Origin of the sequence: Endobacterium cereale (genome assembly GCF_009617585.1) — a bacterium.
Taxonomy (GTDB): domain Bacteria; phylum Pseudomonadota; class Alphaproteobacteria; order Rhizobiales; family Rhizobiaceae; genus Neorhizobium; species Neorhizobium cereale.
Window position 1 is genome coordinate 102202 of record NZ_WIXI01000049.1, and the last position, 14497, is coordinate 116698.

15 protein-coding genes are annotated in these 14497 nt (G+C 59.3%); 8 read left to right on the forward strand and 7 right to left on the reverse strand.

Annotated elements, in window-relative coordinates:
* Positions 1-86: 86 nt before the first annotated feature.
* Positions 87-725: a 2-dehydro-3-deoxy-phosphogluconate aldolase gene (locus GAO09_RS22430; protein ID WP_153357872.1), complete on the reverse strand. Its 639-nt coding sequence runs from the start codon at positions 723-725 to the stop codon at positions 87-89.
* A gap of 147 nt (positions 726-872) precedes the next feature.
* Here GAO09_RS22430 and GAO09_RS22435 point away from each other — a divergent pair, with 147 nt between their 5' ends.
* From GAO09_RS22435 to GAO09_RS22460, 6 genes are read left to right on the forward strand one after another with little or no spacing between them, the layout of a single operon-like run.
* Positions 873-1373 (forward strand): CYTH domain-containing protein, encoded by a 501-nt coding sequence (locus GAO09_RS22435; protein ID WP_153357875.1) that lies wholly within the window; start codon positions 873-875, stop codon positions 1371-1373.
* The gene (locus tag GAO09_RS22440; protein WP_153357877.1) at positions 1348-2259 is read left to right on the forward strand and encodes a CHAD domain-containing protein; all 912 of its coding nucleotides are present in this window, start codon (positions 1348-1350) and stop codon (positions 2257-2259) included. The genes GAO09_RS22435 and GAO09_RS22440 overlap by 26 nt, the downstream gene beginning before the upstream one ends.
* A 58-nt stretch (positions 2260-2317) precedes the next feature.
* Positions 2318-3262, forward strand: a complete 945-nt coding sequence (gene trhO, locus GAO09_RS22445; RefSeq protein ID WP_153357880.1) for an oxygen-dependent tRNA uridine(34) hydroxylase TrhO — start codon at positions 2318-2320, stop codon at positions 3260-3262.
* Positions 3262-3582 (forward strand): low molecular weight protein tyrosine phosphatase family protein, encoded by a 321-nt coding sequence (locus tag GAO09_RS22450; RefSeq protein ID WP_209018799.1) that lies wholly within the window; start codon positions 3262-3264, stop codon positions 3580-3582. The genes trhO and GAO09_RS22450 overlap by 1 nt, the downstream gene beginning before the upstream one ends.
* A gap of 48 nt (positions 3583-3630) precedes the next feature.
* Positions 3631-3930, forward strand: a complete 300-nt coding sequence (locus GAO09_RS22455; protein WP_153357886.1) for a BrnT family toxin — start codon at positions 3631-3633, stop codon at positions 3928-3930.
* Positions 3908-4222 carry a BrnA antitoxin family protein gene (locus GAO09_RS22460; RefSeq protein WP_153357888.1) on the forward strand — a complete coding sequence of 105 codons (315 nt, stop codon included), beginning with the start codon at positions 3908-3910 and terminating at the stop codon, positions 4220-4222. The genes GAO09_RS22455 and GAO09_RS22460 overlap by 23 nt, the downstream gene beginning before the upstream one ends.
* Positions 4223-4241: 19 nt before the next feature.
* Here the strand turns inward: GAO09_RS22460 and GAO09_RS22465 are convergent, their stop codons facing one another.
* The 6 genes from GAO09_RS22465 to GAO09_RS22490 form a co-directional block, all read right to left on the reverse strand.
* Positions 4242-6428 (reverse strand): putative bifunctional diguanylate cyclase/phosphodiesterase, encoded by a 2187-nt coding sequence (locus GAO09_RS22465; protein ID WP_153357891.1) that lies wholly within the window; start codon positions 6426-6428, stop codon positions 4242-4244.
* A 141-nt stretch (positions 6429-6569) separates the two neighbouring features.
* Entirely contained in the window at positions 6570-7346 is a 777-nt protein-coding gene (locus GAO09_RS22470) for a MetQ/NlpA family ABC transporter substrate-binding protein (protein ID WP_153357894.1), read from the reverse strand.
* Positions 7347-7422: 76 nt separating this feature from the next.
* Positions 7423-8202, reverse strand: coding sequence for a MetQ/NlpA family ABC transporter substrate-binding protein (locus tag GAO09_RS22475; RefSeq protein ID WP_153357897.1), 780 nt, complete (start codon positions 8200-8202; stop codon positions 7423-7425).
* A 23-nt stretch (positions 8203-8225) separates the two neighbouring features.
* Positions 8226-8894, reverse strand: coding sequence for a methionine ABC transporter permease (locus GAO09_RS22480; RefSeq protein WP_153357900.1), 669 nt, complete (start codon positions 8892-8894; stop codon positions 8226-8228).
* Entirely contained in the window at positions 8884-9915 is a 1032-nt protein-coding gene (locus GAO09_RS22485; protein WP_153358333.1) for a methionine ABC transporter ATP-binding protein, read from the reverse strand. The genes GAO09_RS22480 and GAO09_RS22485 overlap by 11 nt, the downstream gene beginning before the upstream one ends.
* Before the next feature lie 345 nt (positions 9916-10260).
* The gene (locus GAO09_RS22490; protein WP_153357903.1) at positions 10261-11625 is read right to left on the reverse strand and encodes a GH1 family beta-glucosidase; all 1365 of its coding nucleotides are present in this window, start codon (positions 11623-11625) and stop codon (positions 10261-10263) included.
* A 384-nt stretch (positions 11626-12009) separates the two neighbouring features.
* Here GAO09_RS22490 and GAO09_RS22495 point away from each other — a divergent pair, with 384 nt between their 5' ends.
* Both GAO09_RS22495 and GAO09_RS22500 read left to right on the forward strand, forming a co-directional pair.
* The gene (locus tag GAO09_RS22495) at positions 12010-12714 is read left to right on the forward strand and encodes a gluconate 2-dehydrogenase subunit 3 family protein (protein WP_153357905.1); all 705 of its coding nucleotides are present in this window, start codon (positions 12010-12012) and stop codon (positions 12712-12714) included.
* Positions 12715-12719: 5 nt separating this feature from the next.
* Positions 12720-14489, forward strand: a complete 1770-nt coding sequence (locus GAO09_RS22500) for a GMC family oxidoreductase (RefSeq protein ID WP_153357908.1) — start codon at positions 12720-12722, stop codon at positions 14487-14489.
* Positions 14490-14497 lie beyond the last annotated feature (8 nt).

Here is a 14497-nt window from a genome sequence, read left to right on the forward strand (position 1 = left end):
GGGCGAAATCAAAACGGATGACGAAAATGTCATGAGGCGGCCCGCGTGACGGACCGCCTCATGAAAACCGATCGAATGGCCGAAACTCAGGCCTTCAGCGCAAAAGCTTCCGAAGCAAGCTTGGTGATGCCGGCCCAGTCACCAGCAGCCACCAGTTCCTTCGGGGCAACCCAGGAACCACCGACGCAGACAACGTTGGGCAGCGACAGGTAATCCCTGGCATTGTTAAGCGAAATACCGCCGGTCGGGCAGAAAAGCGTGCCGGCGAGCGGCGAGGACCATGCCTTCAGCATGGCAGCGCCACCGTTCTGTTCGGCGGGGAAGAATTTCATCACGTCATAACCGGCTTCGCGCAGCGTCATGACATCGCTCGGGGTTGCCGTGCCCGGAAGCAGCGGAACCGCGCTATCGTTGGCGGCAGCAAGCACGCTCGGCGAAACACCCGGAGACACGATGAATGTGGAACCGGCCTTGACGGCGGCTTCGTAATCCTTCGAGTTCAGAATGGTACCGGCACCGACATTGGCGCCTTCCACTTCGGCTGCAACCGCCTTGATGGCGTCGAGTGCGGCCGGCGTGCGCAGCGTGATTTCGATGGCGCGCAGGCCACCGGCGACCAGCGCCTTCGCAAGGTTCACCGCCGACTTCGCGTCGTCCACGATCAGCACCGGCACGACCGGCTGCAGCTTGAGGATGGAAAGGACTTTTTCTGTCTTAACGCTCATCATCTTATCCGTTTGAAACGATTAAAGTGGGCTTTGAAATACTCCCCGTACTTTGCGATGTCGAGGAAAAATGCCGTTGCGACACAATGCGGGGCTGGTCGAAAGTGTCGCATTGCCATAGGTTTGCTGTCAACGGACGGGAGCACCATGGCCAAGGAAATAGAACGCAAGTTTCTGGTAGCGGATGACGGCTGGAAGGCCGGCGTGGGCACCACCAGCAAATTTTTGCAGGCCTATATCGCCACCGGAGAAGACCGCTCCATCCGGGTGCGCATCATAGACGGGGAACGGGCACGTCTGACGATCAAGCTCGGCCGCGATCTTCTGGTGCGCGATGAGTTCGAATACGACATTCCCGTCGCCGACGCCGAGGAACTGATGCAGGCGGCGATCGGCATCGTTCTGGAAAAGAGCCGTCACCGCGTGGATTATCGCGGCTTCACCTTCGAGGTCGATGAATTTGCCGGCTTCTATCACGGCCTGATCGTTGCGGAGGTGGAGATGCGATCCACCGAAGACCGGCCCGACCTGCCCGCATGGCTCGGCCGCGAAGTGACCGGCGACAAGCGGTATTCCAACATGGCAATGGCGACGAACGAGGACTTGAGCGCGGAGTTGGGCCATGGCCTTTCGAATCCGCCCCTCTGAACCGTTCGCTTCTGAAATTCGCGCGGTTGCGGAAAGGCAGCTTGGCCGTGCCGTGACCCTGCTGGAAGAGCAGCCGGACGGGCCGCACAAGGCCGTGCACGATGCGCGCAAACGTTTCAAACGGGTGCGCGCGCTCTACAGGTTGATCGAACCGGATGCCAAGGCGTTTCGAAAAGCGGAAAACGCCCGCATCCGCGATGTCGCCAAATCGCTGTCGGCCGCGCGTGATGCCACCGCCCTGATCGAAACAACCGAATATCTTGCGGGCGACGCGAAATCGCCGGAAGAGATCGCCGCCCTCACCTACGCATCCAATGCGCTGATCGAACGACGCGATCGCATCGTGGCGAACGAATCAGATCTTGAGGAAAAAATCGCCGCAGCCATCGAGCAAAGTCTGGCGGCGATCGACGCCGTGCAGACACTTGATCTCAACGACAATCCCGGCAAGGCAGCCAAATGTCTTGGCAAAGCATGGCGCAAGCAGCGCAAGGCAGCCGCATCGGCGCTTGCCGCATGCCATGCCCAGCCGGAAGCCGACGTCTTTCATGAATTGCGCAAATCAGGCCAGATATACTGGATGCATCTGTCGCTTCTGCGCGACCTCTGGCCATCTGCCATGAGCGCCAAACACGACGACGCTAAGACACTGGTCGAAATCCTCGGCCACGAGCACGACCTTTCCGTGTTGACCCAGTTGATCAACGAACAGCCGCAGCTTTTTGGAAATGGCGACACGATGGCGCGGCTTCTGGGCGCCGTCATATCCAAACAGCAGGCGCTGCGGCATCAGGCACTGGAGATGGCCGACAGCGTGTTTGCCGATGATAGAGAGCAGGAAAGCCACATCGTCGCCCTGCTCTGGAAAGCAGCCGCAACATCCTGATAATTTGTCACGATACAGGCCATTGCGAAGACGCGGCCAAAATTGTATTTCGTGCCCCATGACCGAAAACCAGACCCTTCCGCGCCCCGAAGCCACGGGCGCATTTCTTGTGGCTGCCCTCTATCATTTCGCCCGCTTCGAGCGTTTCGAAAGCGTGCAAAAGCCGCTGCAGGCTTTCTGCGATGAAAACGGCATCAAGGGTACGCTGCTGATCGCGCGTGAGGGGATCAATGGCACGGTGGCCGGCACGGATGCGGGCATAGCCAGACTGCTGGCCCACTTGCGCGCCATGCCGGAGTTTTCCGGGCTGGAGCACAAGGAAAGCCGCGCGTCAAAAATGCCGTTCGTGCGCATGAAGGTGAAGCTCAAGAAAGAGATCGTCACCATGGGCGTCGAGGATATCGACCCCAACCGCATCGTCGGCACCTATGTCGATCCAAAGGACTGGAACGCGCTGATCTCCGATCCGGAAACCATCCTGATCGACACACGTAACGACTACGAAACGGCGATCGGCATTTTTAAAGGCGCCGTCGATCCGAACACAAAGACGTTTCGCGAGTTTCCGGACTGGGTGCGCAACAATACCGGCCTGCACAACAAGCCGAAAATCGCCATGTATTGTACCGGCGGCATCCGCTGCGAAAAGGCCACGGCCTTCATGAAGCAGGAAGGCTTTGAGGATGTTTACCACCTCAAGGGCGGCATCCTGAAATATCTCGAGGAAGTGCCGGCAGAGGAAAGTCTCTGGGAAGGCGCCTGCTTCGTGTTCGACGAGCGCGTCTCGGTCGAGCACGGGCTGAAGGAAGGCAACCACAAGCTCTGCCACGCCTGCCGCAACCCGATCACGGCGGAAGAAGTGACCTCGGAAAAATACGAGGAAGGCGTGTCCTGCTCCAACTGCTACGACAGCCGCACGGAAGAAGACCGCTTGCGTTACCGCCAGCGGCAATTGCAGATCGCGCTCGCCAAAAAGCGCGGCCAGAAGCATATCGGCGGCTGATGAAAAACGTCCTGTTCGTCTGCAGCCAGAACAAGCTGCGCAGCCCGACGGCCGAACAGGCGTTTAGTGACTGGCCGGGCATAGAGACCGCCTCGGCCGGCACCAATAACGACGCGGAAAACCCGCTCTCCTCAGAGCTTGTGGAATGGGCGGACATCATTTTTGTGATGGAGCGCACCCACCGCACAAAGCTGCAGACGCGCTACCGGGCGGCGATGAAGAAGGCGCGGCTGATCTGTCTGGATATTCCCGATGATTACCAGTTCATGGAGCCGGCTTTGGTGGAGCTTCTGAAGGCGAAGGTGACGCGGTATTTGTGAGGATGCCCGATCTTGGTGTTGGTACAAAAATGTACTAACATGTGAGCTATGAAGGCACGGTTTGAATGGGACCCGGAGAAGGCAAAAGCCAATCTTCGCAAGCACCGGGTTAGCTTTCCGGTCGCTGTCCGTGTTTTTGCCGACCCATTCGCCATGACAGAGCAGGACCGCATCGAGAACCACGAATATCGTTGGCAGACCGTCGGCCTCGTCGAAGGAATTCTGCTGCTGCTGGTGGCACACACCGTCCGGGACGATGACGATGGCGTGGAAGTGATCCGCATCATCTCGGCGCGTCGTGCCGATCCAAAAGAGAGAAGGCGTTATGAGCAAAACCGTTCGTCATGAGGTTGACCTCAACAACCTGCCGCCCCTGACCGAGGCACAAAAGGCCGAGATCGAGACACTGGCGACAACGCCGGATGAACAGATCGATACCAGCGACATCCCCGAACTGGATGAGGCATTCTGGAAAAACGCTATGCAAGGCCGTTTCTACAAACCGACCAAGACCGCAACCACGGTGCGGGTGGACTCGGATGTGCTGGCGTGGCTCAAGGGACAGGGCAAGGGCTACCAGACCCGCATGAATGCCATCCTGCGCCGCGCCATGCTGGCCGACTTGGATCAAAACCGTTGATCGTGGGCGACGGCCCTGATCAGCGCCCAACCTCCCGCTGCTCCATCAGCATCCGCCCGATCGCATCCCCCGGCATCGGCCTGCCGAAGAAATAACCCTGCAATTCATCACAGCCGCTGAGCCGCAAGATCTTCGCCTGATCCTCGGTCTCGACGCCTTCCGCCGTTACCGGAATGTCGAGCGCGCGGGCAAGCGCCACCGTGGCCTGCAACAGATCGACGGCACTGCCGCCTTCCGCCACCGTCGCCACCAGAGACTGGTCGATCTTCATGCGGTCGAAACCGAACTGACGCAGGTATCCGACGCTGGAAAAACCCGAACCGAAATCGTCGAGCGCGATTTTGACGCCGATCGCTTTCAAACTGTTGATCGCCGCCAGAGCGCGAGCCGGATTGCGGATGAAATAGCTCTCGGTCATTTCCAGCGTGATGCGATTGGGATTGACATCGAGATCGCTGAAGGTTTGAGCGACATGGCCGGCAAAGGCCGGGTCGCGGAACTGCCCGGGAGAAATGTTGACGGCAAGCCGCAGGTCCGGCCATTGCCGCACGGCACGGCAGGCCGTACGCAGCACGCTCAAACCCAGCTGGTCGATCATGCCGGTCTGTTCGGCGACACCGATAAAGATTTCGGGGCTGACCGGCCCATGCCCCGTCCGGTTCCAGCGCGCCAAAGCCTCAACCGACACCATGCGCCCATCGCGCGCATCGACAACCGGCTGATACACAACACCGATCTCGCTGTTTTCGATCGCGCGGCGCAGATCGATTTCCAGCTGGTTACGCTCTTCGCGCTCGGCATCCATGCAAGGCGCGTAGACGGTCCAGCGGCCGCGACCGGCCTCCTTGGAGCGGTACATGGCCATATCGGCCCGACGCAGCAGTTCCTCGCCCGAAACGGTGCCGCGCGCAGAAACGGCCACACCGATACTGGTGCCGACCACGGCCACACGTTCGCCGATCACGAATGGCTCGGCAAAAAAGCCGAGAATGCGCTCGCATAGTTCCGGCACCACTGCCTCATGCGCCCGCGTGTTCATGGCTATGGCGAATTCGTCGCCACCCACCCGCGCGATGGCAACACCCTTGCCGATCAGCGCCGAGAGACCGGCTGAGACGCCGCGAATGAGATTGTCGCCGGTGCCGTGGCCATAGGCATCGTTGACTTCCTTGAACCCGTCGAGATCGAGATAAAGCAGCAACACATCGTCATCGCTGTTTTCCGCCAGCGACACCAATTCGCGCAGGTTGGCAAACAGGCCATAGCGGTTGGAGAGACCACTCAGCGTATCGAGGCGCGAAAGCTCCACCGCCGCCGCCTCTTCCGCCTTGATCTGACGCAGCAGCCGCGCGCCGCTGACAAAAAGAAGAATGAAATAGATCGCCACCATGGCAATGGCGCCAAGCACCAGCGGCTGCACCTGCGCAAGACTGGCGGTGCCCGGTAGACGCGAAGTCCAGGTCAGCCCGCCGATCGCATGCCCTTCGACGTCACGGATGTCCACATGGTTGGCGGGCTGCTCGCCTTGGTCCACGAGGCGCAGGCCGGAAACCACATAGGTTCTGGCCATGCCCTTGATATCGTTTTCATGCAGATGACGCAGCAGCACGAGATACCGGCGCGCCGCCGGTTCGTGATCGATACGGCCGCTTTTCTGGCGCACGAGGCCGATGGCAACGGCGGCGACCCCCCGATGCGTGCGGATGAAGGCATTGCCCTCCGGTGTCGCCTCCGGCGCAGAATTGCGAACGCTGTCGAACAGGGATTGAAATGATGGGCCGAAGTAACTCTTGACGGTCCAGTCGGCCGACGCGCCGGCCTCATAGGTCATCAGCGCCTGCCCATCGGCGGTGAGCACCACGGCGGCATCAAATAGGTTATTGTTGGCGGTCATGTCGCCAAAATTGCTGACAACCCAGTCCATGCCGTCGGTATCATAGACAAAGCGGTCGGCATCATCCCAGGCGGCATAATCATTGAGGGTGGCGCCGAGATGGTTGCGAAAGGTCAGCAGCGCACCGATCGTGGTCTCGCGCGAACGCTCATCATCCAGCCGATTGGCGTGTTCGCCAACGCGGTCGAGCGCGGTCAGCACCATGCTGGTGACGATCACCATGACGGCCGCGAAGATAACGAGAAGCGAGCGCACGAGCGAGCGACGCTGTGCGACAGAAGACTGCTTCGGACGCGATGATAGGACCCGCATATTTTCCCCCGAACCCACGATACGTTGCGAGGGTTCAAATTTTGTTTATCGCCAACAAAATCCGGGTGCAAACCCTGCCGACGAAAAAGGCGGCCCGACAAAGCCGGACCGCCCTTATTGCAGTGGATGAACCGCCCGGAATTACCAGGAAGCGATCAGCGCACCCTTGTATTCATCGTTGATGAACTTGCGGATGCTTTCGTCGTGATAGGCTTCAACCAGCGTCTTTGCCCAGGGAGCGTCCTTGTCGGCGGTGCGCACGACGATGACGTTGGCGTAAGGCGACTGTTCACCTTCGATGGCGATGGCGTCCTTCTTCGGGTTCAGACCGGCTTCCATGGCGTAGTTGGTGTTGATGACGGCGGCATCGACGTCGTCAAGCGAACGCGGCAGCTGGGCTGCGTCGATTTCGGCGAATTCGATCTTCTTGGTGTTCTCGATGATGTCGGCAGGGGTGACCTTGATGCCGGCATCTTCCTTGAACTTGATCAGGCCCTTGGCAGCCAGAACCAGCAGCGCGCGGCCGCCATTGGTCGGGTCGTTCGGGATAGCGACGGTCGAACCTTCCTTCAGTTCGTCGAGGCTCTTCACCTTCTTGGAATAAACACCCATCGGGGTGGTGATGGTCTTGCCGATGCTGACGAGATCGAACTTGCGGTCAGCGATCTGGTTGTCGAGGTAAGGCTGGTGCTGGAACGAGTTGGCCTGGATGTCGCCATCGTTCAGCGCCTGGTTCGGCACGACATAGTCGGAAAACTCGATGATATCGATGTTGAGGCCCTTGGTCTTGGCGACTTCCTTGACCTTTTCCATGATCTTGGCATGTTCGCCGGCCGATACGCCGACCTTGATGTCTTCGGCAAGAGCGGAGCCGGCAGCGAGAACTGCAAGCGTTGCTGCGATGATGAGCTTCTTCATTCTAGTGTTTCCTCACGTTTTATTTGATCTTATGGCGCCGCCTCTTGGGATGGAGGCGGCGCAATGGGTTTGGCCGTTACCAGGTGGGCGTGATGGCACCCTTGAACTTTTCCTCGATGAAAGCCTTCACTTCCGGGCTGTGATAGCTCTCGACAAAGGTTTTAACCCAGTCGGCATCCTTGTCCTTGGCGCGCACGGCAATGATACCGACGTAAGGCGCCTTCATGCTTTCCTGAAAGATGCCATCCGACTTCGGATTTAGACCGGCAGCAAGCGCGTAATTGGTGGTGATGGCGGCGAGATCGACGTCATCGAGCGAACGCGGCAGCTGCGCGGCATCGAGCTCCAGAATGTTGAGGTTCTTCGGATTGCCGGTGATGTCGGCAACTGAAGCCTTTACGCCGATTCCGTCCTTGAGCGTGATCAGCTTCTGGTCGGCAAGCAGCAGCAGGGCGCGGGCGCCATTGCTCGGGTCGTTCGGGATCGACACCGAAGCGCCGTCCTTCAGCTCGGAGAGTGCCTTGATCTTCTTGGAATAGCCGGCCATCGGAAAATTGACGGACTGAGCAACGCTGACGAGATCAAGCCCGCGCTCCTTCACCTGATTTTCCAGATAAGGCAGATGCTGGAAGGAGTTGATGTCGATATCGCCATCCGACAACGCCTGGTTCGGCACGACGTAATCGGAGAACTCGATGATATCGAGTTCGAGACCCTTCTTAGCGGCGACTTCCTTGACCTTTTCCACCAGCTGCGCATGCGGGCCGGGCGTCACGCCGACCTTTTTCGTTTCGGCAAATGCTGCACCGGTGGAAAACAGGGCGGCGAGCGTGGCCGCGACAATCAATTTTTTCATGATCTTACCCCTCTTTAAAACAATCAGTTCTTGCGGTTGCGCTTGTCGAAACTGCGGGCCAGTGCATCACCGGCGCTCTGCACGAACTGGACGAGCACGATCAGCACGATGACGACGGCGAGCATCATTTCCGGCATGAAACGCTGGTAACCGTAGCGGATGCCGAGGTCGCCCAGACCGCCGCCACCGACAGCACCGACCATGGCGGAATAACCGATCAGGCTGACCATGGTCATGGTCAGCGCCGCCATCAGCGACGGACGCGCTTCGGCGAGCAACACTTTGAACACGATCTGCATCGGCGTGGCACCCATGGCGCGCGCCGCCTCGATCAGGCCCTTGTCAATCTCGCGGATCGCCGCTTCCACCAGACGGGCGAAAAACGGAATGGTCGCAATGGTCAAAGGCACGATCGCCGCATTGGTGCCGATCGAGGTGCCGGTGACCAAACGCGTGAACGGAATGATCGCCACCACCATGATGATGAAAGGCGTCGAACGCGCCGCGTTCACGATCAGGCCGATGATACGGTTGACCGTGGGTGCCGGGAACAGTTCGCCCTTGCCGCTGGTGGCGAGAAAAATGCCGATCGGCAGGCCGATCAGCGAACCGAGCAGGCCGGAGATCGCTACCATCTGGCCTGTCTGGCCAAGCGATTTGAGAATAAGGCTGATCATCATCTCAAGCGACATAACCGAGAACCTCCGTGGTCAGGCCGGTTTCGGCATAAAATTGTTCGGCGCGGGCAACGACTGCGGGATCGGCCGAGTAGGAGACGACCAGCGACCCAAAGGGTTCTCCGCCGATTTCCTCGATGCCACCGGCCAGAATGTTGACGTCGGAACCAAGTTCGGCGACCAGACGACCGGTGAGCGGCTTGAAGGCGGTTTCGCCAAAAAACACCAGACGGACCAGCACGCGATCACCGGCAGCCGGCACCTGCTTGATGCTGTCGCGCAGCCATTGCGGCAGGTTCAGCGCAGAAGCCAGAAGCGTGCGCGTCGTCTCGTGGCTCGGGTTGGCATAAACGTCGAATGTACGACCGGCTTCGACGATACGTCCGGCATCGATCACCGCCACATGGCTGGCAATGGTTTTCACCACTTCCATTTCGTGGGTGATCAGCAAAACCGTGAGGTTCAGCTCGGCATTGATGCGCTTCAGCAGTTCGAGAATCGACTGAGTGGTTTCCGGATCGAGTGCCGAAGTGGCCTCGTCGGACAGCAGCAGCTTTGGATCGGTCGCAAGCGCACGGGCAATGCCGACACGCTGCTTCTGGCCGCCCGACAGTTCGGATGGATAGCGATTGGCCTTGTCACCCAGCCCGACGAGATCGAGCAACGGGCCAACCTTGGCCTTGATCGCCGCCTTGTCGACACCGGCAATTTCCAGCGGCAGCGCCACATTGTCGAACGCGGTCCGCGACGACAGCAGATTAAAGTGCTGAAAAATCATGCCGATCTGGCGGCGCAGGCCCCGCAGGTTATCTTCGCCCAGCCCACCGACTTCGATACCATCGACGATCACCTTGCCGGTCGTCGCCTTTTCAAGGCCGTTGACGAGCCGGATCAGGGTGGATTTGCCGGCGCCGGAGCGGCCGATAATGCCGGTGATGGAGCCGCGTGCAACGGAAAGATCGATATCGGCAAGTGCCGTAAACCCGCCTTCGCCGGCCGGGCCAAAACGCTTTCCGACGCCTTCGAAGGCAACCATCGGCACCGCCGATACGCCGGCCGATCGATCAGCCTCTGGCGCGGTGCGACCCGAACCTCTGACGGCCGCTTGTTGGATTGTCATGTCTTACTCTCGGGTGTTGGTCTTCAGAAACTGGCGGCTCTATAACCGCTTGTGCACGTTTTAGCCAATCAGGCGGCACATTCGAAGACAAACACAGACGGTGAGCATTTTTGACGGCTTTCGGTAAGGGCTGTTGCAGCAGAGGTTTTGACACCTCTCTTGACCGAGACTTATGCCGTTCGCGCTGACCACTGCACAGGGATGGTTTTCCGTTTGTGCAGTGCGGCAGGAAATAATCTTCTCTCTTTTACGGATTGCGACCTATTCGTTTGACGAACCGAAAGTCGAGGCGAGCGTGCTGTACCAATTGCCGCTTTTCTTGATCGTCCGCGTCTGGGTCTCATAGTCCACGTAAACTAGGCCAAAACGCATGCGATAGCCTTCCGCCCACTCGAAATTGTCCATCAGGCTCCAGGCGAAATAACCCTTCATCGGGTAACCGTCCTTCACCAGATCGGCGACAACACCCAGATGGTCGGCGTAATAATCGAGGCGCATATCGTCCGCGATCTGGCCATCGACCAGTTCGGTATTATCGCACGCGCCATTTTCGGTGACGTAGCAATCCGGCAGGTCGTAACGACGGTAAAGGTCTTCGACGAGAGACTTCATCGCCGGCGCATGGATTTCCCAGCCAATATCCGTCACCTGTTCATTCACGAACGGTGCCGGTTTCGTTGCCGGAAATTCCGCGCCCTCAGCCGGATCGGCGGAGACACGCATCGGCGTGTAATAATTGAGGCCCCACCAGTCGAGCTTTTGGGAGATGACGGCAAGGTCGCCCTCCTCCACCACCGGCATGCGATCGCCGAGCGCCTCAAGCAGCGAGGCCGGATATTCGCCCTTGAACACCGGGCCGAAAAACGCGCCATTGTGGAAATCGAAGGCACGCTCAGTCGCCGCCTTATCCTCAGTGCTGTCCGTACCCGCAATGACCGAATGGGCATTCAGCACCAGCCCGACCGGCACCTTTGGCGTGACATGGCGGATCGCCTCGACGGCCAGCCCGTGTGCGAGATTGGTATGATGCATGGCGGCCAACGCCGCTTCCATGTTGCGTTCGCCCGGCGCATGCACGCCGTAAAGATGCGACAGCCAGACCGAGCACCACGGCTCATTGAAGGTGGCGACGGAATCGAGCCTGTCGCCAAGCCGCGCCATCACCACCTTGGCGTAACGCTGGAAGGCATAGGCCGTGGAGCGCGCCGCCCAACCACCCTCGCCCATCAGCGTCAGCGGCAGGTCCCAGTGATAGAGCGTCGCATAGGCTTTGATGCCGCGCGCCTTCATGCCGTCGAGAAGACGATCGTAGAAATCCAGTCCCTTCTCGTTGATGCGACCGGTGCCATCCGGAATGATGCGCGGCCATGCGATGGAAAACCGATAGGCCTCGACGCCCATATCCTTGATGAGATCGAGATCCTGCTCGAACCGGTGATAGTGGTCACAGGCGACATCACCGTTATGGCCACCATAAACACGCCCGGGCATGTTGCAGAAAGCATCCCAGATCGAGGCTTTTCGCCCGTCTTCTTTCGCCGCGCCTTCGATCTGGAAGGCGGCGGTGGCGACACCGAAAAGAAAGTCCTTGGGAAAACGCGCGGCAAGATGTTTTGGGTCGGTCATGGAAACACGCCTGTCTGTCTCGAAAAGCCGGATGCTCAAGCGGTGTAAACCAAGCGGAACCCGCTTGTACAGCACGCACACGGCAATTGTTACGGGCATGACGCAAGCAACGAATCCGGTTTTTTAGAACGCAAAATCCCGCATCTCGCACGTAAGTATAAGTTTTAAAAACTGCACCAAATGCGAACACAGATTGGATGAAATTATGCACATGCGCAAAATTTGCCTGCCAATAGATGCCAATGCAACAATTTCAACCAACGCGTTCTTGCGCTTTGCGAATGTGCGGCGTACGGCCGCAGCGTCACATTGCCCTGCGCTGAATTGACGCGTCAGTTCCTGACCCGCCGCGTGGGGCATCTCATGCGGACGAAGGAGCATAAAATGAGAGACGTTCCGGGGCTGCCGTCTCGCCGAACCTTTTTGAAGGCATCGGCGGCAAGCGCAGCCATCGCGGGTATCGCAGCAGTACCTGCCAAAGCTGAACAGAAGCCAGAACCGGTGGCGCTCACCGAATACAAGCCAGACTGTCTCAAGCCCAGTGAGTGGGCTTTCGTGATGGCAGCGGTGGCAAGACTTATCCCGTCGGATGGCGAAGGCCCCGGCGCGATCGAGGCACGCGTTCCGGTCTTCATCGACAAGCAGCTCGCAGGCGATTACGGCCGCGCGGCCGACTGGTACATGCAGGGTCCGCACGATGCGGCGGCAAGCCCGTTGCGTGGCTGGCAGACCCCGCTCAACCCGCTGCAGATCTATCAGAAGGCGATCCCGTTCTTCGACGAGTGGTGCAAGACCACCCACGGCAAGATCTTTGCCGAATTGGATGCGGAAACCCAGGACAAGGCGCTCACCTCGCTCCAGAAGGACGAGATGAAAATCGCGCCGGAACTGCGCGAATTCTTCACCATCCTGCTCGCCAACACCAAGGAAGGCTATTTCGCCGACCCGATGTATGGCGGCAATCACGGCATGGAAGCTTGGAAATATATCGGCTTCCCGGGCGCCCGCGGCTCCTACAAGGAATGGGTGCTCAAGCATAACAAGCCTTACCCGCTTGGCCCTGTCTCCATCTCCGGCGAAAGGGCTTAAAAGTCATGGCACGCACAGAAAAGAAAAAAGACGTCGTCATCGTCGGCCTCGGCTGGACCGGCTCCATCCTCGGCATGGAACTGGCGCAGGACGGTCTGGAAATCGTTGCGCTGGAGCGCGGTCACGACCAGAACACCGTTCCGAACTTCCAGTATCCGAACATGATCGACGAGCTGAAATACGGCGTCCGCCTCGGCATGATGCAGAAGCCGCATAACTCTACCGTCACCATCCGCCGCGATGTCAACGAAACGGCCCTACCTTACCGCAGCCTCGGTTCGTTCCTGCCCGGCATCGGTGTCGGTGGCGCCGGCACGCACTGGAACGGCCTGAACTGGCGTCCGCAGCTGTCGGAATACCGCTTGCGTTCCCATGTGGAAGAACGCTGGGGCGCCGGCATCATTCCGGAAGACATGCATCTGCAGGACTACCCGGTCACCTACGATGAGCTCGAACCTTTCTTCGATCGTTTCGAGCATGTTGCCGGCATTTCCGGCATGGCCGGAAACGTCAAGGGCAAGATCATCGAGGGCGGCAACCCGTTCGAGGCACCGCGTTCGCGCGAATACCCGATGCCGGCCATGCCGACGACCTGGGACGGCGCAAAATTTGCCGAAGCCGCCAAGGCTGCCGGCTGTCATCCGTTCCCGAGCCCGGGCGGCATCGCCTCGCAGGCCTATGTCAACGAATATGGCATGCAGATGGGCCCGTGCAACCATTGCGGTTTCTGCGAACGTTACGGCTGCTACAACTATTCGAAATCCTCGCCGCAGACGGCCATCCTCGATGCCCTGAAGCGCAAGCCGAATTTCGAATACCGTACAGAGGCCGACGTCTTGCGCGTCGAAATGGCCGCCGACGGCAAGACCGCGACAGGCGTTACCTATTACGACTACAAGACTGGCGAGGAAGTTTTCCAGCCGGCCGATCTGGTCATCCTCGCAGCATACCAGCTGCACAACGTCCACCTGATGCTTCTTTCGGGCATCGGCAAGCCGTATGACCCGGCAACGGGCGAAGGCACGACCGGCCGTAGCTACGCCTACCAGATGAACGGCGGTTACACGCTGTTCTTCAAGGACGAGCACTTCAACCCGTTCATCGGCACCGGCGCAAACGGCATGTCGATCGACGATTTCGGCATGGACAATATCGACTTTGGTCGCGAAGGTTTTATCGGTGGCGCCTACTGGCGTTCCGGCCAGACCAACGGCCAGCCGATCCGCTCGATGTCGCTGCCGAAGGGTTCGCCATCCTGGGGTGCTGGCTGGAAGGAAGCCGTCGGCGAATGGTACGGCCATTCGATGTCGATCGGCTCGCACGGCTCGCACATGTCCTATCGTGGCAACTTCCTCGACCTCGATCCGACCTACAAGGATCCGCTCGGTCGCCCGTTGATGCGCATGACCTTCAACTGGAACCCGAACGACATCCGCATGACGCAGTTCATGAAGTCGAAGATGGAGCCCATCGCTCAGTCGATGAACCCGACCTCGATGCAGGAAGGCTTCAAGAAGGAAGGCGCCATGTACGACGTGCGTCCTTACCAGACGACGCACAATGTCGGCGGCTCCGTCATGGGTGCCGATCCGAAAACGTCTGCCGTCAACCGCTATCTGCAGGCATGGGACAAGCACAACATCTTCGTGCTCGGTGCCGGCGCCTTCCCGCAGAACACCCAGTACAACCCGACCGGCATGGTCGGCGGTCTCGCCTATTGGGCCGCCCATGCCATCCGCACGGATTACCTGCGTAATCCGCGTCCGCTGGTGTGAGGAGAACA

Bases quoted from the DNA above. Each gene is read 5' to 3' on its own strand.
- GAO09_RS22430 (WP_153357872.1), bottom strand. From the start codon at position 725: ATGAGCGTTAAGACAGAAAAAGTCCTTTCCATCCTCAAGCTGCAGCCG.
- GAO09_RS22435 (WP_153357875.1), top strand. From the start codon at position 873: ATGGCCAAGGAAATAGAACGCAAGTTTCTGGTAGCGGATGACGGCTGG.
- GAO09_RS22440 (WP_153357877.1), top strand. From the start codon at position 1,348: ATGGCCTTTCGAATCCGCCCCTCTGAACCGTTCGCTTCTGAAATTCGC.
- trhO (WP_153357880.1), top strand. From the start codon at position 2,318: ATGACCGAAAACCAGACCCTTCCGCGCCCCGAAGCCACGGGCGCATTT.
- GAO09_RS22450 (WP_209018799.1), top strand. From the start codon at position 3,262: ATGAAAAACGTCCTGTTCGTCTGCAGCCAGAACAAGCTGCGCAGCCCG.
- GAO09_RS22455 (WP_153357886.1), top strand. From the start codon at position 3,631: ATGAAGGCACGGTTTGAATGGGACCCGGAGAAGGCAAAAGCCAATCTT.
- GAO09_RS22460 (WP_153357888.1), top strand. From the start codon at position 3,908: ATGAGCAAAACCGTTCGTCATGAGGTTGACCTCAACAACCTGCCGCCC.
- GAO09_RS22465 (WP_153357891.1), bottom strand. From the start codon at position 6,428: ATGCGGGTCCTATCATCGCGTCCGAAGCAGTCTTCTGTCGCACAGCGT.
- GAO09_RS22470 (WP_153357894.1), bottom strand. From the start codon at position 7,346: ATGAAGAAGCTCATCATCGCAGCAACGCTTGCAGTTCTCGCTGCCGGC.
- GAO09_RS22475 (WP_153357897.1), bottom strand. From the start codon at position 8,202: ATGAAAAAATTGATTGTCGCGGCCACGCTCGCCGCCCTGTTTTCCACC.
- GAO09_RS22480 (WP_153357900.1), bottom strand. From the start codon at position 8,894: ATGTCGCTTGAGATGATGATCAGCCTTATTCTCAAATCGCTTGGCCAG.
- GAO09_RS22485 (WP_153358333.1), bottom strand. From the start codon at position 9,915: ATGGTTGCCTTCGAAGGCGTCGGAAAGCGTTTTGGCCCGGCCGGCGAA.
- GAO09_RS22490 (WP_153357903.1), bottom strand. From the start codon at position 11,625: ATGACCGACCCAAAACATCTTGCCGCGCGTTTTCCCAAGGACTTTCTT.
- GAO09_RS22495 (WP_153357905.1), top strand. From the start codon at position 12,010: ATGAGAGACGTTCCGGGGCTGCCGTCTCGCCGAACCTTTTTGAAGGCA.
- GAO09_RS22500 (WP_153357908.1), top strand. From the start codon at position 12,720: ATGGCACGCACAGAAAAGAAAAAAGACGTCGTCATCGTCGGCCTCGGC.